Annotated in this window: 23 protein-coding genes; 9 read left to right on the top strand and 14 right to left on the bottom strand. The window is 63.7% G+C overall.

Features of this window, described 5'->3' with window-relative positions; all coding sequences use genetic code 11:
- The first annotated feature begins 7 nt into the window (after window positions 1-7).
- The 3 genes from VGO12_RS11590 (at window position 8) to VGO12_RS11580 (ending at window position 1868) form a co-directional block, all read left to right on the top strand.
- Window positions 8-799 (top strand): heme ABC transporter ATP-binding protein, encoded by a 792-nt coding sequence (locus VGO12_RS11590; protein WP_327512898.1) that lies wholly within the window; start codon window positions 8-10, stop codon window positions 797-799.
- A gap of 201 nt (window positions 800-1000) precedes the next feature.
- Window positions 1001-1366, top strand: a complete 366-nt coding sequence (locus VGO12_RS11585; protein ID WP_327512897.1) for a hypothetical protein — start codon at window positions 1001-1003, stop codon at window positions 1364-1366.
- Between the two features lie 70 nt (window positions 1367-1436).
- Complete coding sequence (locus VGO12_RS11580; RefSeq protein WP_327512896.1) at window positions 1437-1868, top strand: hypothetical protein; 432 nt, start codon at window positions 1437-1439, stop codon at window positions 1866-1868.
- Between the two features lie 99 nt (window positions 1869-1967).
- Here the strand turns inward: VGO12_RS11580 and VGO12_RS11575 are convergent, their stop codons facing one another.
- The 3 genes from VGO12_RS11575 to VGO12_RS11565 form a co-directional block, all read right to left on the bottom strand.
- The gene (locus tag VGO12_RS11575) at window positions 1968-3479 is read right to left on the bottom strand and encodes a sensor histidine kinase (protein ID WP_327512895.1); all 1512 of its coding nucleotides are present in this window, start codon (window positions 3477-3479) and stop codon (window positions 1968-1970) included.
- A 201-nt stretch (window positions 3480-3680) separates the two neighbouring features.
- A complete protein-coding gene (locus VGO12_RS11570) occupies window positions 3681-4235 on the bottom strand; it encodes an RNA polymerase sigma factor (protein ID WP_327512894.1) in 555 nt (184 codons plus the stop codon).
- Between the two features lie 8 nt (window positions 4236-4243).
- The gene (locus VGO12_RS11565) at window positions 4244-4438 is read right to left on the bottom strand and encodes a NepR family anti-sigma factor (RefSeq protein ID WP_327512893.1); all 195 of its coding nucleotides are present in this window, start codon (window positions 4436-4438) and stop codon (window positions 4244-4246) included.
- Between the two features lie 135 nt (window positions 4439-4573).
- On the opposite strand from VGO12_RS11565, the gene VGO12_RS11560 reads away from it, so the two are divergent.
- Window positions 4574-5368 (top strand): response regulator, encoded by a 795-nt coding sequence (locus tag VGO12_RS11560; protein WP_327512892.1) that lies wholly within the window; start codon window positions 4574-4576, stop codon window positions 5366-5368.
- A 371-nt stretch (window positions 5369-5739) separates the two neighbouring features.
- Here the strand turns inward: VGO12_RS11560 and VGO12_RS11555 are convergent, their stop codons facing one another.
- The 9 genes from VGO12_RS11555 to VGO12_RS11515 all read right to left on the bottom strand — a co-directional run bounded on the left by VGO12_RS11555 (window position 5740) and on the right by VGO12_RS11515 (window position 15790).
- Complete coding sequence (locus VGO12_RS11555) at window positions 5740-7323, bottom strand: FGGY-family carbohydrate kinase (RefSeq protein ID WP_327512891.1); 1584 nt, start codon at window positions 7321-7323, stop codon at window positions 5740-5742.
- Between the two features lie 147 nt (window positions 7324-7470).
- Window positions 7471-8139, bottom strand: a complete 669-nt coding sequence (locus VGO12_RS11550) for an HAD family hydrolase (protein WP_327512890.1) — start codon at window positions 8137-8139, stop codon at window positions 7471-7473.
- Between the two features lie 6 nt (window positions 8140-8145).
- The gene (locus tag VGO12_RS11545; protein ID WP_327512889.1) at window positions 8146-9630 is read right to left on the bottom strand and encodes a mannitol dehydrogenase family protein; all 1485 of its coding nucleotides are present in this window, start codon (window positions 9628-9630) and stop codon (window positions 8146-8148) included.
- A 41-nt stretch (window positions 9631-9671) separates the two neighbouring features.
- Complete coding sequence (locus VGO12_RS11540; protein ID WP_327512888.1) at window positions 9672-10445, bottom strand: L-iditol 2-dehydrogenase; 774 nt, start codon at window positions 10443-10445, stop codon at window positions 9672-9674.
- Window positions 10442-11446: an ABC transporter ATP-binding protein gene (locus VGO12_RS11535; RefSeq protein WP_327512887.1), complete on the bottom strand. Its 1005-nt coding sequence runs from the start codon at window positions 11444-11446 to the stop codon at window positions 10442-10444. The genes VGO12_RS11540 and VGO12_RS11535 overlap by 4 nt, the downstream gene beginning before the upstream one ends.
- A gap of 11 nt (window positions 11447-11457) precedes the next feature.
- Window positions 11458-12288 carry a carbohydrate ABC transporter permease gene (locus VGO12_RS11530; RefSeq protein ID WP_327512886.1) on the bottom strand — a complete coding sequence of 277 codons (831 nt, stop codon included), beginning with the start codon at window positions 12286-12288 and terminating at the stop codon, window positions 11458-11460.
- Window positions 12289-12293: 5 nt separating this feature from the next.
- Window positions 12294-13166, bottom strand: a complete 873-nt coding sequence (locus VGO12_RS11525) for a sugar ABC transporter permease (protein WP_327512885.1) — start codon at window positions 13164-13166, stop codon at window positions 12294-12296.
- A gap of 162 nt (window positions 13167-13328) precedes the next feature.
- Entirely contained in the window at window positions 13329-14639 is a 1311-nt protein-coding gene (locus VGO12_RS11520; RefSeq protein ID WP_327512884.1) for a sugar ABC transporter substrate-binding protein, read from the bottom strand.
- A 197-nt stretch (window positions 14640-14836) separates the two neighbouring features.
- Window positions 14837-15790: a sugar-binding transcriptional regulator gene (locus VGO12_RS11515; protein WP_327512883.1), complete on the bottom strand. Its 954-nt coding sequence runs from the start codon at window positions 15788-15790 to the stop codon at window positions 14837-14839.
- Window positions 15791-16102: 312 nt separating this feature from the next.
- Here VGO12_RS11515 and VGO12_RS11510 point away from each other — a divergent pair, with 312 nt between their 5' ends.
- Complete coding sequence (locus tag VGO12_RS11510) at window positions 16103-17464, top strand: NAD(P)-dependent oxidoreductase (protein WP_327512882.1); 1362 nt, start codon at window positions 16103-16105, stop codon at window positions 17462-17464.
- 18 nt (window positions 17465-17482) lie between these two features.
- Complete coding sequence (gene preA / locus VGO12_RS11505; protein ID WP_034794108.1) at window positions 17483-18796, top strand: NAD-dependent dihydropyrimidine dehydrogenase subunit PreA; 1314 nt, start codon at window positions 17483-17485, stop codon at window positions 18794-18796.
- 65 nt (window positions 18797-18861) lie between these two features.
- On the opposite strand, the gene VGO12_RS11500 is transcribed toward preA, so the two are convergent.
- Window positions 18862-19872: a zinc-dependent alcohol dehydrogenase family protein gene (locus VGO12_RS11500; RefSeq protein WP_414650708.1), complete on the bottom strand. Its 1011-nt coding sequence runs from the start codon at window positions 19870-19872 to the stop codon at window positions 18862-18864.
- A gap of 120 nt (window positions 19873-19992) precedes the next feature.
- On the opposite strand from VGO12_RS11500, the gene VGO12_RS11495 reads away from it, so the two are divergent.
- The 3 genes from VGO12_RS11495 to VGO12_RS11485 all read left to right on the top strand — a co-directional run bounded on the left by VGO12_RS11495 (window position 19993) and on the right by VGO12_RS11485 (window position 23885).
- Complete coding sequence (locus tag VGO12_RS11495; RefSeq protein ID WP_327512880.1) at window positions 19993-20892, top strand: LysR family transcriptional regulator; 900 nt, start codon at window positions 19993-19995, stop codon at window positions 20890-20892.
- Between the two features lie 235 nt (window positions 20893-21127).
- Window positions 21128-22804 carry an adenylate/guanylate cyclase domain-containing protein gene (locus VGO12_RS11490; protein ID WP_327512879.1) on the top strand — a complete coding sequence of 559 codons (1677 nt, stop codon included), beginning with the start codon at window positions 21128-21130 and terminating at the stop codon, window positions 22802-22804.
- A 151-nt stretch (window positions 22805-22955) separates the two neighbouring features.
- Window positions 22956-23885 (top strand): DMT family transporter, encoded by a 930-nt coding sequence (locus tag VGO12_RS11485; RefSeq protein ID WP_327512878.1) that lies wholly within the window; start codon window positions 22956-22958, stop codon window positions 23883-23885.
- 13 nt (window positions 23886-23898) lie between these two features.
- On the opposite strand, the gene VGO12_RS11480 is transcribed toward VGO12_RS11485, so the two are convergent.
- Window positions 23899-24552: a TetR family transcriptional regulator C-terminal domain-containing protein gene (locus VGO12_RS11480; RefSeq protein ID WP_327512876.1), complete on the bottom strand. Its 654-nt coding sequence runs from the start codon at window positions 24550-24552 to the stop codon at window positions 23899-23901.
- Window positions 24553-24929 lie beyond the last annotated feature (377 nt).

The following is a 24929-nucleotide window of genomic DNA, read 5'->3' as shown; positions in this document are numbered from 1 at the left end:
CGACGTCATGATCCACGTTTCCAATCTCACCGTTCGCCTCGGCGGACGCCAGGTCATCAACGGCGTCTCGCTGGAAGCCCTGCCCGGAGCGCTGACGGCGATCGTCGGGCCCAATGGCTGCGGCAAGACCACGACATTGAAGGCGATTTCCGGGGAACTGGCGCCGGCCGGCGGCACGATCCGCATCAATGGCCGCGACCTGCGCGGCCTGAAGCCGTGGGAACTGGCGTCCATGCGTGGCGTGCTGCCACAGTCGACCGTCATTTCCTTTCCCTTCACGGTGCGGGAGGTCGTCCGGCTGGGGCTCTCCGCCGGCGCGAACGCCGACGCCGCCGTTCATGACCGGATCGCAGCCGAGGCGCTGGACGCCGTCGATCTCGCCGGCTTTGCCGGGCGGTTCTACCAGGAGCTTTCCGGCGGCGAGCAGCAGCGCGTGCAGCTTGCCCGGGTGCTTTGCCAGATCACCGAGCCGGTGAGCGACGGCGAGCCGCGCTACCTTCTGCTCGACGAGCCCGTATCGAGCCTCGATATCCGCCATCAGCTCGGCATCATGCAGCTGGCGCGCCGTTTCTGCGAGCGCGGCGGCGGCGTCATCGCAGTCATGCACGACCTCAACCTGACGGCCATGTTCGCCGATCGCATGGTGATGATGAAGGCCGGCAAGGTCCGCGCCTGCGGCACGCCGCGCGAGGTCTTGACCGACGAGACGATGGAAGCGGTTTTCGGTTGCCGCATGCAGGTCGGCGCCGTACCTGCAGCGCACGTGCCGTTCGTTCTGCCACAAACGGCATCGCTCTGAGCCCTCCGCGGGGGCCGGCGCCCATGCGGGCGTTCTCCGGTTCGTCGCTCAAACCCCAACATCAAGAATTATCGAAACAATTTCCGCAGTCGCGCGTTGTTCTCCCGAACGCCGGCACGGGCCCTGTGGTTGTGCCCGCCGGTTCCTCAAGGTAGCGCCGACCGCTTGCGGCCGGCGCCTGTGTGAAAGGGAGTACCCATCATGGCACCAGGTCTTTTCTCCGGTTCGAGTTCGCGTTCGTCGAAGAACGGCAAACTTGCCGATATTTCCGTCGAGGAACAGCTGAGCGAGCTTCGCGATGATGTGGCAACGCTGGTCGCCCTGCTTGCCGATCGCGGCTCGGCGGCCACGAAACAGGCCCGCAGCAAGGCGCAGGATGCGCGCGAACAGGCGGAAGCGAGCGTGAGCGAGCTTCTGGCCAATGGCGAGGAACTGCTGGCGGAAATTCGTGGACGCTACGCCGGGACCGAAAAGCAGGTCCGCCAGGCCGTTCGTGAACACCCGATCGCAACGCTGGGCGCCGCCGCCCTGATCGGGCTCGCGGTCGCAGCGCTTCTTCGCCGCTGAACACCGTGGGCACTTGGGCAGATGGGCGGCGGCCAAACCGCCCATTCATGCCGATGATCGGGGGTATTGCATGGGACCATTGACGGCAGCACTTTCAGCGCTCCTGGCCGCCGATATCGGCGCAACGACCGCTCGCCTGAAACGCAACGCTTTTCTGTGGGCGATCATCGGCCTGCTGCTGGCCACGGCCTATGTGTTTGGCCTTGCGGCCACGTTTCTGTATCTGAGCGACCGATACTCACCGATCGCCGCCGCTGCCGCGATCGCCATTGCGCTGGCGGTGACCGCGTTGGTGCTGTTCGGCATTTCGGTGATGCTGCAGGAGCGCGACCGACGTCTCGCCGAGGAACGCAGGCGACGCAGGCAAGTGCAAACCAACCTCACGATGCTTGCCGCAGCCGGCATTTTGCGCAAGCAACCGCTCCTTGCCGTCGCCACAGCCATTGCGATCGGCGCGCTCGTCGGCACCGGCAAGCGGCGCGCAAGGCGCGACGACGATTGACATTGACCTTGGTGCCCTTGACCAGGGCACCGAATTTCGCGCCCGGGGTGCAAGCGCCTCGGCATAACCGCCTGTACAGAGTTGGAAGCGGTTTCGGCGCTAAAGCGGCAACCGGATGAGCGCGGTAACGCCGGCCGCAAGGTATTCGACCTTGACCGAACTTCCCAAAACCTTGTCGAGGCTGCGCTCGATGAGGATCGAGCCGAAGCCGCGGCGCTTGGGCTCGCGCACAGGCGGCCCGCCGACTTCCGTCCAGGTGAGGTGAAGAACCTGGTCTCCGTCCTCGAGCATCTTGCGCGCCGTCAGCACCACTTTTCCCTTCGGCACCGACAGCGACCCGTACTTGACGGCGTTGGTCGCAAGCTCGTGCAGAACCAGCCCGAGGCCCACCGCCTGGTCTGGTCCGAGGGATATCTCGTCCTTGTGGATCTCGATCTGCTCGGCATAGCAATTGACATGCGGCAGCAATTGCTTGGCGATCAGGTCGGCGAGCCGGATGGTGCCCCACTCGTGATCCGACAGCAACCCGTGCGCCTCCGAGATCGCCTGCAGCCGGCCGGCAAACGCGGTCATGAATTCGGCCGGATCGCTGGTCTGGCGGAGCGTCTGGCGGGCAAGCGACTGCAGCATCGCCAGCGTGTTCTTGACCCGGTGGTTGAGTTCCTTCAGCAGGAGCCGAGTCCGCTGCACCGAGGTTTGCTGGTCGGTAACGTCGATGGTCACGCCGATGAAGGTCAGGGGATTGCCCTTGGCGTCACGCTCGTGCACCCGGCCCCGCCCGAGCAGCCAGCGGCCGGTATCACCGATGCGGAACATGCCGTCATATTCCTCGTCGGCCTTCATCGCCTGGCGAAGCTTGGAGAACGTTGCCCCGCGGTCTTCCACACTGATGGCGCCGAAAATCTCCCTGGCACCGACAGAAGCAGCGGCAGGCAAGCCGAACATGCGCTTCATGGCGCTGTTGCCGGCAATCGTACCGGAGCGGATGTCCCACAACCAGCTGCCGATGTTGGCCGCCTCGAGCGCCATGGCATGACGCTGCTCCTCGCGCGACAGGGCCGCCTCCTTGAGCGCCCGTCGCCGCGCCTCATCCTTGAGCTTGAACAGGGACGCCGCCAGATCCGCCAGGCGGCGCAATTGCTGCACGAGCGGCCCGGCGACGCCATCGCGCGGCTCGACGTCGAGAACACACACGGTGCCGACCGTCTGTCCATCGATCACGATCGGCGAGCCCGCGTAAAAGCGCAGGTACGGTGGCCCGGCGACCATCGGCCGGTTCATAAAGCGTGGGTCCAGCGCCGCGTTGAGAACCACGAGGCCAGCGTCGGCTTCCTCACCGGCAGCGGCGAGGTGAACGCAGAACGAGTCCTGTGAAGACGCGCGTGTCTCGACGGTGCCGATCGCGGCCTTGAACCACTGCCATTCACGATCGATCAGGGTGACCAGTGCGATCGGGGCATCGAAAAGCCCCGCAGCGATTTCCACGATGCCGTCGAAATCCTGATCCGGCACGGACATGTCGGGCACTGTCGCATGCAGAACGCCCAGCCGTTCAGGTGCGTCGAGCGGCCTCGTCGCCAGCGGGTCGGTCGTTTCTGTCCTAACGCGCATTTGGTCTCAGTCCCCAATCTGACCGGGATGAGCAAGTCTGCGGACACTCGCCACATCCCGCTTGGCTTGGGACGTCCAGACCCAAAATCATCGGCTGCGCATCCGTCAGCCGTTACCATCACGGTCGTTCGCTTCGGGCTCACCCGCCAGTGAAAGCAGGACACCGCTGCTTTTGCAACGGTGTCCCAGCGAAATGTTCGTTCAGGAAACGAAAGCGCGCGAGGTGATCGGGGCAGACGTCTCGTCTGGCCCGTAGTCGTTTTCACCCTTGACCTGCAGGATGTCCTGCAGGCGCTGACGCGCCCGATTGACCCGGCTCTTGATTGTCCCGAGCGCGCAGCCGCAGATCGTCGCGGCTTCTTCGTACGAAAAGCCCGATGCGCCAACGAGAATGATCGCCTCGCGCTGGTCCGGCGGCAGGGTCTCGAGCGCCTTGCGGAAGTCCTGCAGGTCGAGGGAGCCGTATTGCTCGGGGTGGTGCGCGAGCGACTCGGTGAAATGGCCGTCGCTGTCCTGCACCTCCCGACCGCGCTTGCGCATCTGGCTGTAGAGTTCGTTGCGCAGGATCGTGAACAGCCACGCCTTCATGTTGGTGCCCATCTCGAAGTGATCCTGCTTCGCCCAGGCCTTCATGATCGTGTCCTGAACCAGGTCATCGGCGCGGTCATGGCGACCGATCAGCGACATGGCAAAGGCGCGCAGGCTCGGCAGAGCGGCCAGCATCTCTCTCTTGAAATCATTATTTTCAGACGACATTCCGGTATTCACTCCCTGCCCTGCAGCGCCGATTGCTGCTCGGCTGCGTCGAGTTTTTCCAGAAGATCGAGAAATCGGGCGGGAATCGCCTCTTCCTGTACGGACTGATAGAGCGCTTTCAGCTTGGCTGCGATCTGCGCATTTGGGTCCTCTGTCCATAAGGTCGTGCCGGCTGCCCGCCCTGCCCCTTTTTTATGTATCATTTTCAACTATCGCCTTCGTGTGTCCATTGTCGCCTTAACGCAGCTGAAAAATGAAATGTTCCCTCGCGGAACCTTTTTTTACGATGAACGTTGTCGCAACGTCACCGCAATAAGATACCTGAGGGAGTTCACCCTATGACATTGTCCACGCGGATCGCACCGCTTCTGCCGTATTTGCGCCGCTACTCGCGCGCTCTGACCGGCTCGCAGACGTCGGGCGACGCCTATGTCGCCGCCGTGCTCGAAGCGCTGATCGCCGACACGTCGATTTTCCCCGAGGCGAGCAACGACCGTGTCGGGCTGTTCCGCCTTTTCACCTCGCTCTTCGGCTCGTCGTCCGTGCTTGTACCGGAGCCTGTCTCGCCATTTGCCTGGGAACAGCGCGCCTCGATCAATCTGGCCACGGTATCCCCGCTTGCCCGCCAGGCCTTCCTTCTGGTGTCCGTCGAGGGATTCCGGCCGGAGGAAGCAGCCGAAGTTCTCGATGTTTCCACTGACAAGGTCGGCAGCCTGCTCGACCGCGCCTCGCAGGAAATCTCGCGCCAGGTCGCAACCGATATCATGATCATCGAGGACGAGCCGCTGATCGCGATCGACATCGAGCAGATGGTCGAAAGCCTCGGCCACCGCGTCACCGGTATTGCCCGCACGCGCGACGAGGCGATCGCACTCTACAAGAAGACCCGTCCGAGCATGGTGCTTGCCGACATCCAGCTCGCTGACGGCAGTTCCGGCATCGACGCCGTGAACGACATCCTCAAGACCAGCGCCATCCCGGTGATTTTCATCACCGCCTTCCCGGAACGACTGCTGACCGGTGAACGCCCGGAACCGACCTTCCTCGTCACCAAGCCGTTCAACCCGGACATGGTCAAGGCCCTGATCAGCCAGGCACTGTTCTTCAACGAATCGACAAAGGCGGCGGCCTGAGCGGACAGGTCATTTCGCTGCTCCAGAAGAACGGCGAAATGACCTGACAGCCCGGCCTGACAGGTCGGATCGCCGCTTCAACTCGCGCCGGTGGCACGCCCACCGGCGTTTTTTTTGTCGGTGCCGTCTTCGCCAAGGCGTTGCGCCCGCTTTCAAATATTGCTGCGATGGGGAGCCCCGGAAACACAACAGCCAGTGCCGAGGGAAGGCACTGGCTGGTATGTGCAACTCACTCGGGGAGTGTGAGTTGTAGGCCGGCGGTCTGCCTCCGGCGCCGCATTGGGGGCGATGCGCGCCACCGTCCGGTCAAAGAGAGAATGCACGGCTGCGAAAAAGGTTCCATCGCCGGCCGCGCTCCCTGTCACTTTGCCTCATTCCATACCGTCGAGCTCTTGGCGGTGGCGATAGAGCGCTAGGAAGCGGCGATAGTCGCGGTCATAGGCGTCGCGGACCGCCGCATTGGGCAATCGCTCGTTCCCGCCCGATGCCATCTGCGCGCCCGCGGATGCGAGATCCGGGTGCATGCCGCCAGCGACGGCGGCCGCCATCGCCGTTCCGAGCAGCACGGCGTCCGGCGCATCCGGAGCCACGACGCGGCAGCCGGTGACGTCGCAATAGAGTTCCATCAGCAGCGCATTGCGCACATGGCCACCGGTGACGTGGAGCGTGTCGAGCTGGTAGCCGACCTCCCGCATCATCTCCAGGATGTGGCGGATGCCGAGCGCGATCGCGACGCAGGTGCGCCAATAGAGCCGGCAAAGCGCATCGAAGGAGGAATCGAGCGGCAGGCCGCTGATGACGCCGAGCCCGTGCGGATCGGCGAGCGGCGAACGGTTGCCGTGAAAATCGGGCAGGACATGCAGCCGGTCGGCAAAGGCCACGCCCTGCTCGGCTCTGAGCTCCTGCACGCGGGCAATGATCCGGCCATGGGTCTCGGCCGTCGGCTCCAGACCACCGCCATGCAGTCGCACGATGTGGTCGAGCAGCGCGCCGGTCGCCGATTGTCCGCCCTCGATCAGCCACGCCCCGGGAAGCACCGCCTCGAAATAGGGCCCCCACATGCCGAAGCCCGGCTTCATCTCCTTGGAAAAGGCGACGATACAGCTCGACGTGCCGGCGATCAGGGCGAGCTGCCGTTCGAGCTTTTCCGGCTTGCCGATGAATCCGCCGACGACACCGAGCGCTCCGGCATAGGCATCGATCAGCCCCGGCGCCACCTGGCATCCTTCGTCGAGGCCGAGTTCGGCTGCAGCCGCAGCGCTCAAGCTGCCGACCGATCCACCGATCGGCAAGGTCTCTTCGGGCAGCCCACCCCGCTCGATCAGATCCTCAAGACCGATCCTTGCCAGATAGTCGGGCTGCCAACCGCGCTTCTCGTGCGCCAGGTAATTCCATTTGGCCGTCAGGGTGCAGCGCGACCGGGCGGCACTGCCCGTCGCCCGCCAGGAGAGATAGTCGGCGAGATCAAAAAAGAAGCCGGCCTTCCGCCACTGATCCGGCAAATGGCGCTTCAGCCACATGAGCTTCGGCATTTCCATTTCCGGCGACATCACCCGGCCGGAAAAGTCGAGCACCGGGTGGCCGGTCGAGGTGACGAAATCAGCTTCGGCAAGCGCCCGGTGGTCGAGCCAGACGATCGTATCCCAGCGTCCGTCGCCCTTGCGGTTGACCGAAAGCGGCTTGCCCTCAAGGTCGCGCACCACCAGTGAGCAGGTTGCGTCGAAGCCGATGGCCGCGACATGGTCCGCCGCCACGCCGGCCTTTGTCAGCGCCGCCTTGACCGCGCCGCAGACGGCCCGCCAGATATCCTCGGAATCATGTTCGGCATGGTTTTCTTCCGGCCGGTTCATGGCGATCGGCAGGTCGGCGCGCGCCAGCAGCCTGCCCTTGCCGTCAAAGATACCGGCACGCGCACTGCCGGTCCCGACATCGACCGCAACGACGAATTCACGCATCAATGGAAGTCCCCGCCCCCTGGATCACGGTGGTTTCGGACCGGTGCGGCCCATGTTCGCAACCGTGATCGATTGTCATGACTGAGAACGGGATGCGGGCGGAAAGCCGCGCACATGTCTCCTCGTCCCGCTCTCATCTCATCCCTGTTACCGACCGACAAACTGTAACAATTCGCCCATGTCGTCAAACAGCACGTCGGGATTGAGAGCGGCAAGACTTTGCCGATGCTTGTCGGTGCGTGCATGGCTGCCGCCGGCAAAGCCGAACACCCGCATGCCGGCGGCCTTCGCCGCCTCGATGCCCGCCGGGCTGTCCTCGACGACGATGCAATCGTCCGGCCGATAGCCCATCTGACGGCTCGCATGCAGGAAGAGATCCGGCGCCGGCTTGCCATGCCTGACCATGGTGGCGGAAAAGATGTTGGGCTCGAAGAGGTCGATCAGCCCGGTGACCGAGAGCGACAGCCGGATGCGTTCGGGCTGGCTGGAGGAGGCGACGCAACAGGCGCCTTCGAGCCCTTCGACCGCCCGCCGGATACCGGCGATCGGCTGCAGCTCGGTGCGGAAGCGCTGGTAGAGGCGAAGACGCATGCCTTCCAGAAAGGCGTCGTCGGTCGCAAGCCCGTACTCGTCGTGCAGGATGGCCGACATGCTTTTCAGGCTGCGCCCGAGAAAGCGTTCGGTCGCCTCCTCGGTGGTCATGGTAACGCCGGCGGCCGACAGCACGTCGACAAGCACTTCGAGCGAGATCGGTTCGCTATCGACGAGCACCCCGTCGCAATCGAAGATCACCAGCCTCGACGCCGCGTCCGCCATTGCCCTTCATCCCCCGAGCTGTCCGTCCAGATAAAGCTGGAGCGTAGCCCGCGTACCCTTTTCCCGCAGCGTTTTCAATGCATGGGCGAAACGGCTTCGGAAAAGCTCGGAGCGCGCGACGTCGCCGAAAATATCGCCAAGGGCCAGGAACGCCATCGGGTCGTCCCTGGCGGCAACGGCCGCCTGGTGCAGGCGGTCCGCACTCTGGTCGTTGAAGGCGATCGCCTTGCCGCTGTCGGAGGTTCCTTCGAAATAGCGGCACCACAGCGCCGACACGAGCGACAGCCCGACGACATCCTCGCCGCGCGCCAGCCGGTCGGCCGTCGACGGCAGGATGAATTTCGGCTGGCGGTTGGAGCCGTCCTGGGCGAGCCGCGGAATGGTATCGCCGATCTTCGGGTTGGAAAAGCGCGTCTCTATCAGCTTGTAATAGTCGCCGAGATCGGTGTTCGGCACCGGCGGGATGACCGGAATGATCTCGTCGTGCTCGAGCTTGGCGAGAAAGGCCCGGATCAGCGGCTCCTCCATCGCCTCGTGCACGAAATGGATGTCGAGAAGTGCTGCGGGATAGGCAATCGCCGCGTGGCCGCCGTTGAGGATGCGGATCTTCATGTGTTCGTAGGGCGCGACATCGGGCACGAACTGGACGCCGACCTTTTCCAGCGCCGGGCGGCCGAGCGGGAAATGGTCCTCAAGCACCCACTGCTTGAACTCCTCGCAAAACACCGGCCAGGCATCCTCGATGCCATAGTCGTCGGCGACGATGCCGATCTCGCGCGCGCCCGTTGCCGGCGTGATGCGGTCGACCATGCTGTTCGGAAAGGCGACATTGGCGTCGATCCAGTCGGCAAAGGCGGGTTCGACGAGGCGGGCAAGTCCGGAGACCGCCGCGTGGGTGACCTCTCCATTGCCCGGAATGTTGTCGCAGGACATCACCGTGAAAGGCGGCACGTTCGCAGCCCGGCGCGCCTTCAGGCCGGCGACGATGAGCCCGAACACCGTCTTCGGCGCAGCCGGGTCCTGAGCGTCCGCGACGATCGCAGGGTGGGTCGGGTTGAAGACGCCCGACGCCGGGTCGATGAAGTAGCCGCCCTCGGTGATCGTCAGCGACACGATCCGGATCGCCGGATCGGAAAGACGGCTGACGATCGCCTTGATGTCGCCGGGCTCCAGGTAGTCGATCATCGCGCCGGTGACATGGGCGCCGGTGCGGTTGTTGTCCTGCTCGACCACCGTCGTCAGGAAATCCTGCGCCGCGAGTTTGCCGCGCATCGCCGCATCCGAGGGCAGAACTCCGGCGCCGACGATCGCCCAGTCGCGGTCGTGACCGGCGTTGAAGAGATCGTCGAGATAAACCGCCTGATGCGCCCGGTGGAAGTTGCCGACGCCGAAATGCACGATGCCCGCCGTCAGTTGCGACCGGTCGTAGCTGGGCACGCCGGCCCTGGCCCTGATCTGATCGAGGGCGGCAAGGGAGAGTTTGGTCGTCATGATCCCGTATCCTTTTCGAAGCTTCACCGGCTGGCGCAGGCTCAGCTCATCCAGTTGCCGCCGTCGACGTTGTAGGTCTGCGACACGACGTAATCGCTCTCGGCCGAAGCGAGGAAGATCGCCATGCCCGTCAGGTCCTCTGCCGTTCCCATGCGCCCGAACGGCACTTCGGCACCGACGAGCCGCTTCTTTTCGCCGAGCGGGCGGTTTTCATACTTGGCAAACAGCGCATCGACGCCGTCCCAGTGCTCGCCGTCGACCACACCGGGTGCGATCGCATTGACATTGATGCCGTGCTTGATGAGGCCGAGGCCGGCAGATTGGGTGAGGCTGATGACGGCCGCCTTGGTGGCGCAGTAGACCGCAACCAGCGCCTCGCCTCGCCTGCCCGCCTGGCTTGCCATGTTGATGATCTTGCCGCCCCGGCCCTGGTCGATCATCTGCCGGGCTGCGGCCTGCATCGTGAACAGCGTTCCCGAAACATTGATCGCAAACAGCCGGTCGTAGCTCTGACGGCTGATCTCGACGATCGGCGCAAGGTCGAAGAGTGCGGCGTTGTTGACGAGGATGTCGAGCCCACCCGCCTGCCGGACGACGGCGGCGATCGCCTCGTCGATCGAGGCCTGTTGCGTGACGTCCATCTCGACCGCATAGGCGCCGGCGCCGATCTCGGCCGCCGTCTCGCGCGCCCGCTCGATGTTGATATCGGCGATCGCGACCGTGGCGCCCTCGCCGATATAGGCCTCCGCGAAGGCGCGACCGATCCCTCGCGCCGACCCGGTGATCAGCGCGCTCTTTCCCTCGAGCCGTTTCATCGAACTGCGAGCCCCTTGTCATCGAACCGGTGCACGCGCTGCGGATCCGGCGTCAGGAACACGCGGTCACCGTGGGTGACGGCAAAATCGCCGCTGACCCGCGCCGTCACCGTGCCGACACCACCGTCGACATTGACGTGCAGGAACGTGTCGGAGCCGAGGTGTTCGGCGACACCGACCGTGCCCTGCCAGGTGCCGCTGTCCTTCGAAAGCACCAGATGTTCAGGGCGAATGCCCATGGTGTGCGCCTGGTAGGCGGCGGCTGCAGGACCGGTGACGATGTTCATGCGCGGCGAGCCGATGAAGCCGGCGACAAACAGATTGTCCGGCTTGTGGTAGAGGTCGAGCGGCGAGCCCACCTGCTCGATGCGACCGCGGTTGAGCACCACGATCTTGTCGGCCATGGTCATGGCCTCCACCTGGTCGTGGGTGACGTAGATCATCGTCGTCTTCAGGTCCTGGTGCAGCTGGCTGATTTCCAGCCGCATGTTGACACGCAGCGCTGCGTCGAGGTTCGACAGCGGCTCGTCGAACAGGAACGCTTTCGGCTGGCGCACGATCGCACGCCCGATGGCGACGCGCTGGCGCTGGCCGCCCGAAAGCTGGCGAGGCTTGCGGTCGAGATAGTCGGTGAGGTTCAGGACGCGGGCGGCGTCCGTTACCTTCTTGTCGATCACCGCCTTGTCTTCGCCCGCCATCTTCAGGGGAAAGGCGATGTTCGAGCGCACGCTCATATGTGGATAGAGCGCATAGGACTGGAAAACCATCGAGAGGCCCCGTTGCGCCGGCGGCAGCTCGGTGGCGTTCTTGCCGTCGATGACGATATCGCCGTCACTGACGTCTTCGAGACCGGCGATCAGCCGGAGCAGCGTCGACTTTCCGCAACCGGACGGTCCGACGAAGACGACGAACTCGCCGTTGTTGATGTCGAGATCGATCGACGGGATGACGGCATGGGCGCCGAAGACCTTCGATACCTTGCTGAGTGTAATGCTTCCCATTGTCGTATCCCTTATTTGACCGCGCCGAAGGTGAGGCCGCGCACGAGCTGCTTTTGCGAGAACCAGCCGAGTATGAGGATGGGGGCGATCGCCATGGTCGAGGCGGCCGAGAGCTTGGCGTAGAACAGGCCTTCCGGACTTGAATAGGAGGCGATGAAGGTCGTTAGTGGCGCTGCCTTGGCGGCGCTGAGGTTCAGCGTCCAGAACGCTTCGTTCCAGGCAAGGATGATGTTGAGCAGAAGCGTCGAGGCGATGCCGGGGATCGCCATCGGCGTCAGCACGTAGATGATCTCCTTGGAGAGCGAGGCGCCATCCATGCGGGCGGCTTCCAGGATCTCGCCGGGGATCTCCTTGAAGTATGTGTAGAGCATCCAGATGATGATCGGCAGGTTGATCAGCGTCAGCACGATGACGAGGCCGGTGCGCGTATCAAGCAGCCCGGTGTTGCGGAACATCAGATACATCGGCACCAGCACGCCGACCGACGGCATCATCTTGGTGGAGAGCATCCACATCAGCACGTCCTTGGTGCGCTTCGTCGGCGAGAACGCCATCGCCCAGGCGGATGGAATGGCGATGATGAGCCCGATCAGCGTCGAGCCGAAGGAGATGACGACCGAGTTCATGAAGTGCAGGAAGTAGTTCGAGCGGCTTTGAACCTCGTGATAGTTCTCCGTTGTCCAGTCGAAGAAGAACAGCGACGGCGGCGAGGCGATCGCTTCCGCCTCGGTCTTGAAGCTCGTCAGGAACGTCCAGAGGATCGGGAAGAAGATCAGGATGCCAATCGTCCAGGCGACGACGGTGACGACGATCTTTCTTTGGGTGGAGACGTTGCGTGCCATGGTTCTCAAGCCTCCAGCGTCTTGCCAATCATGCGCATCAGGAAGAACGCGACGATGTTGGCGAGGATGACGGCGATGATGCCGCCGGCGGACGCGCCGCCCACGTCGAATTGCAGCAGGGCCTGCGCATAGACGAGGAAGGTCAGGTTGGTGCTCTGCGTGCCCGGGCCGCCATTGGTGGTCACCAGGATCTCGGCAAAGACCGAGAGCAGGAAGATCGTCTGGATGAGGATGACGACGGTGATGGCGCGGGACAGATGCGGCAACACCAGATAGATGAAGCGGCTAAAGGCGCCGGCGCCATCCATTTGTGCCGCTTCCTTCTGTTCCTCGTCGAGCGACTGCAACGCCGTCAAAAGGATCAGCGTCGCAAAGGGCAGCCACTGCCAGGCGACGATCAGGATCACCGACATCAACGGCGCATTGGCGAGAAAGTCGAAGGGTTGGAGCCCGAAGAGCTTCGCGATCCACGCGAACAGCCCGTTGACCGGGTTCATGAACATGTTCTTCCAGATGAGCGCTGCCACCGTCGGCATGATCAGGAAGGGCGCGATCACCAGAATGCGCACGATCCCCTGCCCGAACATCGGCTGGTCGAGAAGCAGCGCCAGCGCGATGCCGCCGACGACGGTGATGAACAGCACCCCGAGCACGATCGCGAGCGTGTTGAAGATCGCCTGGAAGAAGGCCGGATCGGTGAGGAAGTAACTGTAGTTCGAAAACCCGGCGAACTCTTCCATGCCCGGCATCAGGAGATTGTAGCGCAGGAACGAGAAGTAGATCGTCATGGCCAGGGGAACGATCATCCAGGCCAGAAGCAGAAGCACCGAAGGCGCGATCATCAGCCGCGCGGCGGAGCGTGTGTGCAAGGTCGCCATGGCGTCCCCCAAATGATGGAATTCAACGCGTTATCGAGAGCTCGGACCGGGCGCGCGTGGGGTCACCGCACGCGCCGCGTAACATCCCCCGGGAGAGCGCCCCGGAGGAGAAATACCGGGGCGCCAGCCATTCTCGGCCAGCACCCCGGGCCCTTGGGAGCCTCACTTGATGTAGCCGGCCTTGGTCATCTCACGCTCGGTGAGCTGCTGGGCGCTGGCAAGCGCCTGGTCGACGCTCGTCTGGCCGGCAAGTGCTGCGGAGAACTGCTGCCCGACCGCCGTGCCGATACCCTGGAATTCCGGGATCGCAACGAACTGCACGCCGACATAGGGAACGGGCTTTACAGCCGGGTTCTTCGGGTCAGCCGCGTTGATCGAGTCGAGCGTCATCTTCGCAAACGGCGCCGCCTTCTGGTAATCAGGGTTGGCGTAGAGCGAGGTGCGCGTGCCCGGAGGAACGTTGGCCCAGCCTTCCTTGTCGGCGACGAGCTTCAGGTAGTCCTTGCCGGTTGCCCAGGCGATGAACTTCTCTGCCGCTGCCACCTTCTGCGAGCCCGCGGGGACCGCGAGGTTCCAGGCCCAGAGCCAGTTGCCACGCTTGCCAAGCCCGGTGTCGGGAGCGAGCGCGAAGCCGACCTTGTCGGCAACGGTCGATTCCTTCGGGTTGGTGACGAAGGATGCGGCCACCGTCGCATCGATCCACATGCCGCACTTACCGGTCTGGAACAGCGACAGGTTCTCGTTGAAGCCGTTGGAGGAGGCGCCGGGCGGTCCGGCGTCGTTCATCAGCTTGACGTAGAAGTCGAGCGCGTTCTTCCATTCCGGCTGGTCGAACTGCGGCTTCCAGTTCTCGTCGAACCAGCGGGCGCCGAAGGCGTTGGCGGTCGCCGTCAGGAAGGCCATGTTCTCGCCCCAGCCGGCCTTGCCGCGCAGGCAGATGCCATAGACTTCGGCGTTCTTGTCGGTGATTTTACGAGCCGCGTCGGCAATGAAGTCCCAGGTCGGCGCGTCGGGCATGGTGAGCCCGGCCTTTTCGAACAGGTCCTTGCGGTACATCACCATCGAGCTTTCGCCGTAGAACGGTGCCGCATAAAGCTTGCCGTCGATGCTCACGCCCGAGCGGATCGCCGGCAGCAGGTCGTCGACGTCATAGTCGGCGCCAAGGTTGTCGAGCGGCACCAGCCAGCCCTGCTTCGCCCAGATCGGCGCTTCGTAGGTGCCGATCGTCATGATGTCGTACTGCCCACCCTTGGTGGCGATATCCGTCGTCACGCGCTGGCGCAGGACGTTTTCCTCGAGCGTCACCCACTCGACCTGGATGTCCGGATTCTTGGCCGTGAAATCATCCGTCAGCTTCTGCATGCGGATCATGTCGGCGTTGTTCACGGTCGCAATCGTCAGGGTTTCTGCTTGGGCCAGACCCGACATCGCGACTGCCGAGCACGTGCCCAGCAGGAAAGTTCTCAAATTCATCGACTTCCTCCCAGAAGAAAATGAGCATTTGCCTTGCTCATGGGCAATTACTCATTTCTCGTGACGAATTGTCAATGCGCATTCGTTGCTGCGCCGCACACAGAAACATTAGAAGATTGTTTTGATTGCCGATTTTTTCTTTTCGCACATGCGAAAGGCCGGCACGAGGCCGGCCTTTTCAAAAGCACGCGCTGCGATCAGGCGTTGAGGAGATAGCTCGCCGTCGCCTCATCGGTGATGAGACCGTTGATGATGCCGCCTTTCACTGCCGCCCGGAGCGCATCGTATTTGCGCCGGCCCTTGGCAAGGCCGATGACCGAGGCCTTGTCGCGCGAAGGCAGGGGGACCGAGGCGACCCGCTCGTTGAAACTGCCCGAAAGCAGCGCGCCATCGTGGTCGAACATCCAGCCACAGATCTCGCCAGCCGCCCCGGCTTTCGTGAGGCCAGCCATTTCGTCCTGTGCCAGGAACCCGTCCTGACAGAGCGGCGCATCGGGGCCGAGCTCGCCGACGCCGACGAAAGCGACATTGGCCTCGGCGCCGAGCTTCAGTGCCACCTGCACCAGGCTCTGGCTGTGCAGCACCTCGCGCTCCTCGGCAGAGGCGGCAAGCACCGGCAGCGGCATCGGAAAATGGCGGGCCTTCACCGCATCGGCCATGCTGAAGATGACGTTGTAATAGGCGGCGGAACCATCGAGACCGATGTTGCCGGTCAAGGAGACGATTCGGTGCTGGGGACATTCCATCGGCGGCAACTGGTCGACCGCCGCCTTTAGAGTGCGTCCCGTGCCGATCGCCAATACCTGCGGCTCCGGCGACTTCAGCCAACGCTCGATTTCAGCAGCGCCGGCTTCGGCGATGCCGACCGTCGTCGAGGTGGAACCCGGGTCGCTCGGCACCACCTCCACGTATCTCAGGCCATATTTGTCGCGCAGGCCTGCCGCGGCTTCGAGGCAGGCGGCGATCGGATGGTCGAGCCGAACCTTGATCAGCCGCTCGGACATGGCGAGCGATACCAGCCGCTGCGCCGACTGGCGCGAAATTCCCATGACGGTCGCGATCTCGTCCTGGGTGCGGCCGGCGACATAGTATAACCAGCCCGCCCGGGCAGCATCGTCAAGCCTGTTGTTCGCCTCGCCCCTGCGCGCCATATCTATTCTCCGTTCCCCCTCGATCAGGATGCTTTTGGATCCTGTCGATCCAAAAGCATCCTGATCGCCCCTCGTAAGTAGAGCGGGGTGCGGGCGGAAAACCGCGCACACTTTTCCTCACCCCGCTCTAATTTGCTGCCACTATTTGCACTGCCATGTCAAACAGCGACGAAGAACAACGCACGACGGGTCCGGCCCAAAGTCCCGGATCACAAGGCTTTCGGGTCATTTCGGCTCCAATCTTTTACCGTTTGATAAAAAAATAAAGCGTGTTACCGTTCCATCATCCTGAGAAAACATTGGGAGCCAAAAATGGGAACGACACAATCTGGGATCCTCGGCGGCCGCCTGCCGCTCGGGGAGTACGAGAGCAATTTCTCCGACCTGCATCCGGCGCTCGACAAGCACGAAGCCCTTGTTGCTTCCGACCGCTGTTACTTCTGTCATGACGCGCCGTGCATGACGGCCTGTCCCACCTCCATCGATATCCCGCTGTTCATCCGGCAGATATCGACGGGCAATCCGATCGGATCGGCCAAGACGATCTTCGACCAGAACATTCTCGGCGGCATGTGCGCCCGCGTCTGTCCCACCGAAACGCTCTGCGAGCAGGCTTGCGTTCGCAACACCGCCGAGGAGCGCCCGGTCGAGATCGGCCGCCTGCAGCGCTACGCCACCGACACGGCGATGCGCGAGAACAAGCAGTTCTACACCCGCGCGGAGGCCTCCGGCCGCAAGGTTGCCGTCGTCGGCGCCGGTCCCGCCGGCCTTGCAGCCGCCCATCGGCTGACCGTCAAGGGCCATGACGTCGTCATCTACGATGCCCGCCCCAAGTCGGGCGGCCTCAACGAATATGGCATCGCCGCCTACAAATCGGTCGACGACTTCGCCCAGAAGGAAGTCGACTACGTGCTGTCGATCGGCGGCATCGAGGTGAGACACGGCCAGGCTCTCGGCCGCGATTTCACCCTTGCCGATCTCTCCGAGCAATATGATGCCGTCTTCCTCGGCCTCGGCCTCGCCGGCGTCAATGCACTGCGCCTCGAGGGCGAGAATTCCGAAGGCGTCGAGGATGCCGTCGACTTCATCGCCGCGCTTCGCCAGTCGAAGACCAAGGCCGACATCCTGGTCGGCCGCCGCGTCGTCGTTCTTGGCGGCGGCATGACCGCGGTTGACGCCGCCGTCCAGGCCAAGCTGCTCGGCGCCGAGGAGGTGACGATCTGTTATCGCCGCGGCAAGGAGCACATGAACGCCTCCGAGTTCGAACAGGATCTGGCGGCGTCCAAGGGCGTCACCATCCGCCACTGGCTGCAGCCCAAGCGCATTGCCGAGAAGGACGGTAAGGTCGCCGGCATCGAGCTGGAGTACACGACGCTTGAAGACGGCAAGCTGACGGCAACCGGGGAAACCGGTATCATTGCCGCAGACCAGATCTTCAAGGCGATCGGCCAGAGCTTCCTCGGCGCCGGCCTCGGTGCGCTGCAGCTCGAAGGCGGCCGTATTGTTGCCGATGCCGAAGGACGCACGTCGATCGACAACGTCTGGGCCGGCGGCGACTGCGTTCTCGGCGGCGAGGACCTGACGGTTTCGGCCGTCGCCATGGGCCGCGATGCCGCTGAATCGATCAACCGGGCGTTCGCCGCGGCCGCGCCGCGCGCCAGTGCCGTCGCTTGAGATCGGGAGGAGAAACCAATGGCTGATCTTCGCAACAACTTCGTCGGCATCAAATCCCCGAACCCGTTCTGGCTGGCGTCCGCCCCGCCGACGGACAAGGCCTACAACGTCGAGCGCGCCTTCAAGGCAGGATGGGGCGGCGTCGTCTGGAAGACGCTCGGCGAGGAAGGCCCGCCCGTCGTCAACGTCAACGGCCCGCGCTACGGCGCGATCTGGGGAGCCGACCGTCGGCTTCTCGGGCTCAACAACATCGAACTCATCACCGACCGCGACCTCTATGTGAACCTGCGCGAAATGAAGCAGGTGAAGATGAACTGGCCGGACCGGGCGCTGATCGCCTCGATCATGGTGCCCTGCGAGGAAGAGGCGTGGAAGGCGATCCTGCCGCTGGTGGAAGAGACCGGTGCCGACGGCATCGAGCTCAACTTCGGCTGTCCGCACGGCATGTCCGAACGCGGCATGGGTGCCGCCGTCGGCCAGGTGCCCGAATATATCGAAATGGTCGTGCGCTGGTGCAAGCAGTACACACGCATGCCTGTTATTACCAAGCTGACGCCGAACATCACCGACATCCGCAAGCCGGCGCGCGCCGCCAAGGCCGGCGGCACCGACGCCGTGTCGCTGATCAACACGATCAACTCGATCGTGTCGGTCGATCTCGACAACTTCGCCCCCAACCCGACGGTCGGCGGCAAGGGCACCCATGGCGGCTATTGCGGCCCGGCGGTGAAGCCGATCGCCCTCAACATGGTCGCCGAGATCGCCCGCGATCCGGAAACCTACGGCCTGCCGATCTCCGGCATCGGCGGCATCACCACCTGGCGCGACGCGGCCGAATTCCTGGCGCTTGGCGCCGGCAACGTGCAGGTCTGCACCGCGGCGATGACCTACGGCTTCAAGATCGTCCAGGAAATGATCTCGGGCCTTTCCGACTGGATGGATGCCAAGGGTCACCGCAATCTCGACGACATCACCGGCCGCGCCGTGCCGAATGTCACCGACTGGCAGTACTTGAACCTCAACTACATCGCCAAGGCCAAGATCGACCAGGATGCCTGCATCAAGTGCGGGCGCTGCCACATCGCCTGTGAGGACACCTCGCACCAGGCGATCACGCAGTTCGTCAACGGCGTGCGTCACTTCGAGGTGATGGAAGACGAGTGCGTCGGCTGCAATCTTTGCGTCAACGTCTGTCCGGTCGAAAACTGCATCACCATGGAAGAGCTGCCGGCCGGCACGCTCGACCAGCGCACCGGCAAGCCGGTCGATCCGAACTATGCCAACTGGACGACCCACCCGAACAACCCGATGGCCCGCCAGGCCGCCGAATAAGTGGCTCACGCCACTGCAGGAGACGCCGCCGGAACAGATATCCGGCGGCGTTCTCTTTTGTACCGTCAGAACTCGACGACGACCTTGCCGAACGGGCCGCGATCGAGATGCGCCAGCGCGTCCTTCAAGCGCTCGAACGGGTAGCGCGCATCGATGACCGGCTTGATCCCTGTCCGGTCGATCGCTCCGACCAGGTCCTCCAGCGCCCGGCGATGGGCAACGCCGATGCCCTGGATGACGGGCGATTTCAAAAGAACTGGCGTCACCGGAGCCGAGATCTCCGCACCTTCGAACACCCCGATCACCGAAATCCGGCCCTGCACCGCCACCGCCTGCAGCGACTTGCCGAGATTGGCGCCGCCGGCCATCTCCAGGATATGATCGGCGCCGTGATCGCCGGTGATCTCAAGGACACGCTCCGCCCAGTCTTCTTTCAGTCGGTTGATGCCGTGATCGGCACCGAGCGCCAGCGCACGCTCGAGCTTGTCCTGGCTCGCCGACGTGACGATGACCTCGGCGCCATGGGCCTTGGCGATCTGCAACCCGAACAGCGACACGCCGCCGGTGCCCTGCACGACGACACGGTCGCCGGCCTTTGGGCGGCCCTTCTCGACCAGCGCGAACCAGGCCGTCACCCCGGCGCAGGGCAACGTGCTCGCTTCGCCGTCGTCGAGGCTCTCGGGCGCGGCAACGAACCAGTCCTCGGGGAAAGCGACATATTGCGAGGCGACACCCGGGTTCAGGCCGCCAAGGGCATACGACGTCGGGTGACGGGCGGTTCCCGGTTTCCGGCCGTCGATCCAGGTCGGATCGAAGACGGAGATGACGCGGTCGCCCGGCTCAAAGCGGGTCACGCCCCGCCCCACCGCTTCGACCACGCCCGCCATGTCGGACCCCGGCACGAAGGGGAAGGCAAGCGGCATGCCCATGCCGTTTTCCAGGACCAGCTTGTCGCGGAAATTGAGCGACACGGCGGTCGTGCGCACCAGCACTTCACCCGGCCCCGCCTCCGGCACGGCGCGTTCGGCGATCTTGAGGTTCTTTGCGCCGAAAGTGTCGATCGCCCATTCCTTCATCAGTCTCGCCACGGCTCTTTCCTTTCACTGGGATTGATCTGATGAAGCAACCATAGCGTTGAATTATTCTCTCCAGTTGCGATAAGATTTCGCCATATTGGTTCTCAAGGAGATACAATCATGGAGCGCCTGGGAGGAATTTCCGCCTTCGTCGAAGCGGCCGAGGCTGGCGGATTTTCAGCGGCGGCCGAGCGGCTGAACCTCTCGCGCTCGGCGGTGGGAAAGGCGATTGCCAAGCTCGAACAAAGGCTTGGCGTCCGCCTCTTTCACCGAACGACCCGTACCCAGAGCCTGACGGCCGAGGGGCAGCTGTTTTACGAAAGCTGCCTCAGGGCGCTGAGCGAGATCCGCACCGGCGAAGCGCTGCTCGAATCGGGCAAGCAGGAAATCCGCGGCCGGCTCAGGATCTCCATGCCCGTGGTGTTCGGGCGGCAATGCATCATGCCCCTGTTGTCGGACCTGCTTGAGCAGCACCCGCAACTCGAACTCGACGTCAATTTCAGCGACCGAAGGGTCGATCTCGTCGAGGACGGCTTCGATCTCGCCATTCGGACAGGCCCCTTGCCCGATGATCCCGGCCTGATGACGCGCAAGATCGCCGACCAGAAAATGACGGTCTGCGCCTCTCCCGCCTATCTCGGCAAGCACGGCACGCCCGGGAGCATCGACGACCTGATCGGCCATCAGGCGATCCTCTACCGGCGCAGCAGCGACGCGCTGTCCTGGTCCTTTCCGATCAGGGGGATGGCCCCGCGGCAGGTGACCCCGCCCGCTCGCCTGAAGCTCGACGATCTCACCTCGATCGCCGATGCGGCGGCAAACGGGTTCGGCCTGGCCTGGCTGCCCTGCTGGCTGGTGCGTGAGCACGTCGCCTCCGGGCGCCTCGTACGGATCCTGACCGACGTGCCAGCCCTTGCCTTCGGCGCCCACCTCGTCTGGCCGCGCACGCAGTACATGCCGCCGAAACTGCGTCTGATGATCGACACGCTTGCCGAGCGGCTGGCGCCGATGATGGCGTAAGGCCTGCCCTCGTTTTTGCCGACCGCTTTCGACACGGCGGGCAAGCGGCGCGCGCCGATAACGGACTGGACACAAAAACGAAACAGATTGTGTAGGAATGGTAAGTTGTCGGCCCGGTCGATCTGGATAATAAGGAGAAATCACTCTGCGGGCGCGCCCAATCGGGCACCGTTGCGCAGACCCACATGTTCCCAACTGCAGCCGGACAAAGTGCCGGCAGAGCCGGACGAACTGCTTGACGATTATCTCGGCCAACCGACGCAAGCGATATCACCTCGTTTCAGGGGCGATCCTCGGCTCGTTCATCCTGGCGCACTTTTTCAATCACGCGCTCGGCCTGATTTCCATTGAGGCGATGGAAACGGCCCGCAAGGCCTTCAACCTCATCTGGCACAGCGTTCCAGGCACGGTTCTGCTATACGGCGCGCTGTTGTTGCATTTCGCCATGGCACTCGACAGCCTCTACCGCCGCCAGACGCTGCGGATGCCCGCCCGCGAGGCGTTGAAGATCGTCTTCGGCCTCAGCCTGCCCTTCCTGCTGATCGGCCATGTCACCGCCGCCCGCGTCGAGCCGCTGTTTACCGGCGTCGATACGGACTACCCGACGATGCTGCGAGCCCTCTGGTCGAGCTCGACCAATGCGATGAGGCAGTCGGCCGCACTCCTGCTCGCCTGGGGCCACGGGTGCCTGGGTGCCTGGTTCTGGATGCGCGGCCGCACCTGGTTTCCGCGCTACGAAATCCTGCTCTACACAGTCGCGATCCTCGTGCCGATCTTCGCGCTGCTTGGCTTTGTCAGCGGCGCCCGTTCCCTTGAAACCGAGTATGCCGAACATGGCGGCTACGGCGACCGAGCGCGCGCGAAATCCGAAATCGATCTGACCCTTCTCGACGACATCCGTCTCGGCCTCTACCTCGGATTCGCCGGGCTCATCGCCGGCACGCTGGTGCTGAGGGCGCTGCCGAGGGGCGGCCGGATCCGCGTGCGCTATCCCGACGGCAAGGTCGCAAGCGTCAATCTTGGCTTCAGCGTGCTCGAGGCGAGCCGGGCCGCGGGCATCGCCCATGTGTCGGTGTGCGGCGGCCGTGGCCGATGCTCGACCTGTCGCGTGCGCGTCATTCAGGGACTGGAGGGTCAGCCTGGCCCTGAAGATGCGGAGCTCGCGACGCTGACGCGCATCGGCGCGCCCGACAATGTCCGCCTTGCCTGCCAGTTCCGCCCGGTTCACAACGTCACCGTCGTACCCATCCTCGACAGCGACAGCCTCGGTATCAAGAAGCAGATCGGGCGCGAGGGCGGCGAAGGCCGCGAGCGGCGGATCGCCGTGCTCTTCTGCGACCTGCGCGGTTTTACCAGCATCGCCGAGCACAAGCTGCCGTTCGACACCGTGTTCCTGCTCAACCGCTACTTCGAGATGGTGGGCGAGGCCGTCGAGGATTCCGGCGGCGTCATCGACAAGTTCATCGGCGACGGCGCGCTGGCGATCTTCGGCCTGAAGAGCACCTACACCGAAGCGTGCCGGCAGTCGCTCGCCGCAGCCGCACGGATTTCCACCGGCATCGAAACGCTCAACCAGACCTTCCGCGGCGAACTCGACGAACCGCTGCGCATCGCCATGGGCCTGCACGCCGGCCCCGCCATCATCGGCGAAATCGGCTATGGCCAGGCAACGTCCCTGACCGCGGTCGGCGATACGATCAACACCGCAAGCCGGCTCGAGGGCCTTGCCAAGGAACACGACGTTCAGCTTGCCGTCTCGGCCGAGCTCATCAACCGGGCCGGCCTTTCGCTCGACGGGCACGAGCGCCTCGACATCAGCCTGAGGGGGCGACAGGCGACGCTTGAGACCTGGATCGTCGCGGAGGCAGCCCAAATCTCCACGGCCCTGCAGCCGGCACCGTCGAACGCGTAGTCCAACCCCTTGAAAGCGTGAAACAGTTTTCACATCAGACGTTGCATGGCATCAAGGCAATGCGTCATTTCACGGTTTCAATGAAGCGTTGAAATGATCTAATAGTGGGGATCCTTCCCGCTCTCGCCGTCGCCCCAATCCGGAAGCCCGCATGAAACAGGACGTATCCCCGAAGACGGCTCATCAGGTTCATGCAAAGGGCATAGAGAAGCTGAAGGCGCATGTTGCGATGATGACCTTCGCCGTCCTGATCGCCGGGTCCTTTTCCTTCGGCGGGCTCGCCACCCAGCATATGGGCGCCGGACCGCTGACGCTGTGGCGCTACCTCTTGACCGTCGTCGTGCTCGGTCTGCTCACCTTCGGTTACGCCCGCGTTCCCTTCCATTTTCCCAAGCAATCGTGGCGCTTCGTCATCCTCGGCGGCCTGATCGCGGTTTACATGCTGACGATGTTCAAGGCGCTGGAATTCACCAATCCGGTGTCCACCGGTGCCGTCTTTACGCTGATGCCGCTTTTGAGCGCAGGCTTTGCCTATCTGCTGCTCGGGCAGCACACACGCCCGGGCGTGCTCGCCGGCCTCACCATCGCCGCCCTTGGCGCCGTCTGGGTGATCTTTCGCGCCGATGTCGGCGCAATCCTCGCCTTCGATGTCGGCCAGGGCGAACTGATCTTTTTTGTCGGCGTCGTCTGCCATGCGGTCTATGTGCCGCTGATCCGCAAGTTCGGCCGCGAGGAAAGCCCGCTTGCCTTCGGTTTCTGGGTTGCGGTCTTCACCGTGCCCTGGCTGCTGGTACCGGGCGGCGTCGGCCTCGTCACCGCCGATTTCGCCAGCCTGCCGCCGGTCGTCTGGATGGCGATCCTCTATCTTGCCGTCGTAACGACCGCGATCACCTTCCTGCTTTTGCAATACGCATCAATGCGGCTGCCGGCCTCGAAGGTGCTTGGTTACGGCTACCTGACGCCGAGCTTCATCATTCTTTTGGAAGGCCTGCTCGGCCACGGCTGGACCAGCCTGCCCGTGCTCGCGGGCGCGCTGACGACCGCCTGCGGGCTGCTGCTGATGGCGCTGTTGCCGGATTGACGAACGCAGAGGTTCAGGCGACGGGCTGCTCGCTGACCTGCAGCCCGTCGACGAACAGCCGTTCGAGGAACCGCGCCGCGTCCTCGAACCGCCCCTCTCCGGCGTTGCTCTGGCCAAGCACGGCGCGCACCTGCACGTCGAAGTCGGCATAGTGCTGGGTCGTCGACCAGATCGCGAAGATCAGATGGTAGGGATCGCATTTGGCGATCTTGCCGGCCTTGGCCCAGGCGCGGATCACCTCGGCCTTCTCGTCGACCAGCGTCTTCAAAGGCCCTTTCAGTTCATCTTCGATATGGGGCGCGCCCTGCAGCACCTCGTTGGCGAAGAGCCGGCTCTCCCGCGGGAAATCACGCGCCATTTCCAGCTTGCGCCGGATGTAGCTGCGGATCTCGGTGACCGGGTTGCCCTCGGCGTCGAAGGCACGCAACGGGTCGAGCCAGGTGTCGAGAACCCGATCGATCAGCGCCCGGTGCATCGCCTCCTTGGTGCGGAAATAATAGAGCAGGTTCGGCTTCGACATGCCGGCGACGTCGGCAATCTGATCGACGGTCGCGCCGCGAAAACCACTGGCCGAGAAGACTTCGAGCGCCGCCTCGAGGATGCGCTCTTCCTTCTCTTCCTGGATGCGTGTCCGCCTCTGGGTCCTGGCCGCTCTCGGTAGTACCATCTGTCCCCCTGCCGGTTCTGCGCGTCCCGTCGCACAAAGACCGATCTGCCCAAAATCTGGCCTAGCCATCTTCTTGGGCAACAACTTCGTTTTTTTGTTTTTCCGGCTTGAGTGCCGCAACGGAAGTTGTAATGTTTACCAACCGGTCAAATTATCAGCCAGTTCACCGCCAAAGGCAACGGCTGATCGAAGGGCACCAGAAAAAACCAAGCCTGGATTTGACCACGGGAACATAAGGGCTCGCCGCAACCGGTAAAGCCCTGAAAAGATGAGGAGACCGCCGTGGCAGCACCTGGCGAGAACATGCGCGTCAATTCAGACCGCCTGTGGGATTCACTTATGGAGATGGCCAAGATCGGCCCTGGTGTCGCCGGCGG

The organism is Ensifer sp., from assembly GCF_035999135.1.
Taxonomy (GTDB): domain Bacteria; phylum Pseudomonadota; class Alphaproteobacteria; order Rhizobiales; family Rhizobiaceae; genus Ensifer.
Note: the sequence above shows the minus strand (reverse complement) of the source record. Positions and strands in the feature narration are given on the sequence as shown.

What these genes read in the sequence shown, in the direction of transcription:
- VGO12_RS11590 (WP_327512898.1), top strand. Translation starts at nt 8, where the DNA reads ATGATCCACGTTTCCAATCTCACCGTTCGCCTCGGCGGACGCCAGGTC.
- VGO12_RS11585 (WP_327512897.1), top strand. Translation starts at nt 1,001, where the DNA reads ATGGCACCAGGTCTTTTCTCCGGTTCGAGTTCGCGTTCGTCGAAGAAC.
- VGO12_RS11580 (WP_327512896.1), top strand. Translation starts at nt 1,437, where the DNA reads ATGGGACCATTGACGGCAGCACTTTCAGCGCTCCTGGCCGCCGATATC.
- VGO12_RS11575 (WP_327512895.1), bottom strand. Translation starts at nt 3,479, where the DNA reads ATGCGCGTTAGGACAGAAACGACCGACCCGCTGGCGACGAGGCCGCTC.
- VGO12_RS11570 (WP_327512894.1), bottom strand. Translation starts at nt 4,235, where the DNA reads ATGTCGTCTGAAAATAATGATTTCAAGAGAGAGATGCTGGCCGCTCTG.
- VGO12_RS11565 (WP_327512893.1), bottom strand. Translation starts at nt 4,438, where the DNA reads ATGATACATAAAAAAGGGGCAGGGCGGGCAGCCGGCACGACCTTATGG.
- VGO12_RS11560 (WP_327512892.1), top strand. Translation starts at nt 4,574, where the DNA reads ATGACATTGTCCACGCGGATCGCACCGCTTCTGCCGTATTTGCGCCGC.
- VGO12_RS11555 (WP_327512891.1), bottom strand. Translation starts at nt 7,323, where the DNA reads ATGCGTGAATTCGTCGTTGCGGTCGATGTCGGGACCGGCAGTGCGCGT.
- VGO12_RS11550 (WP_327512890.1), bottom strand. Translation starts at nt 8,139, where the DNA reads ATGGCGGACGCGGCGTCGAGGCTGGTGATCTTCGATTGCGACGGGGTG.
- VGO12_RS11545 (WP_327512889.1), bottom strand. Translation starts at nt 9,630, where the DNA reads ATGACGACCAAACTCTCCCTTGCCGCCCTCGATCAGATCAGGGCCAGG.
- VGO12_RS11540 (WP_327512888.1), bottom strand. Translation starts at nt 10,445, where the DNA reads ATGAAACGGCTCGAGGGAAAGAGCGCGCTGATCACCGGGTCGGCGCGA.
- VGO12_RS11535 (WP_327512887.1), bottom strand. Translation starts at nt 11,446, where the DNA reads ATGGGAAGCATTACACTCAGCAAGGTATCGAAGGTCTTCGGCGCCCAT.
- VGO12_RS11530 (WP_327512886.1), bottom strand. Translation starts at nt 12,288, where the DNA reads ATGGCACGCAACGTCTCCACCCAAAGAAAGATCGTCGTCACCGTCGTC.
- VGO12_RS11525 (WP_327512885.1), bottom strand. Translation starts at nt 13,166, where the DNA reads ATGGCGACCTTGCACACACGCTCCGCCGCGCGGCTGATGATCGCGCCT.
- VGO12_RS11520 (WP_327512884.1), bottom strand. Translation starts at nt 14,639, where the DNA reads ATGAATTTGAGAACTTTCCTGCTGGGCACGTGCTCGGCAGTCGCGATG.
- VGO12_RS11515 (WP_327512883.1), bottom strand. Translation starts at nt 15,790, where the DNA reads ATGGCGCGCAGGGGCGAGGCGAACAACAGGCTTGACGATGCTGCCCGG.
- VGO12_RS11510 (WP_327512882.1), top strand. Translation starts at nt 16,103, where the DNA reads ATGGGAACGACACAATCTGGGATCCTCGGCGGCCGCCTGCCGCTCGGG.
- preA (WP_034794108.1), top strand. Translation starts at nt 17,483, where the DNA reads ATGGCTGATCTTCGCAACAACTTCGTCGGCATCAAATCCCCGAACCCG.
- VGO12_RS11500 (WP_414650708.1), bottom strand. Translation starts at nt 19,872, where the DNA reads ATGAAGGAATGGGCGATCGACACTTTCGGCGCAAAGAACCTCAAGATC.
- VGO12_RS11495 (WP_327512880.1), top strand. Translation starts at nt 19,993, where the DNA reads ATGGAGCGCCTGGGAGGAATTTCCGCCTTCGTCGAAGCGGCCGAGGCT.
- VGO12_RS11485 (WP_327512878.1), top strand. Translation starts at nt 22,956, where the DNA reads ATGAAACAGGACGTATCCCCGAAGACGGCTCATCAGGTTCATGCAAAG.
- VGO12_RS11480 (WP_327512876.1), bottom strand. Translation starts at nt 24,552, where the DNA reads ATGGTACTACCGAGAGCGGCCAGGACCCAGAGGCGGACACGCATCCAG.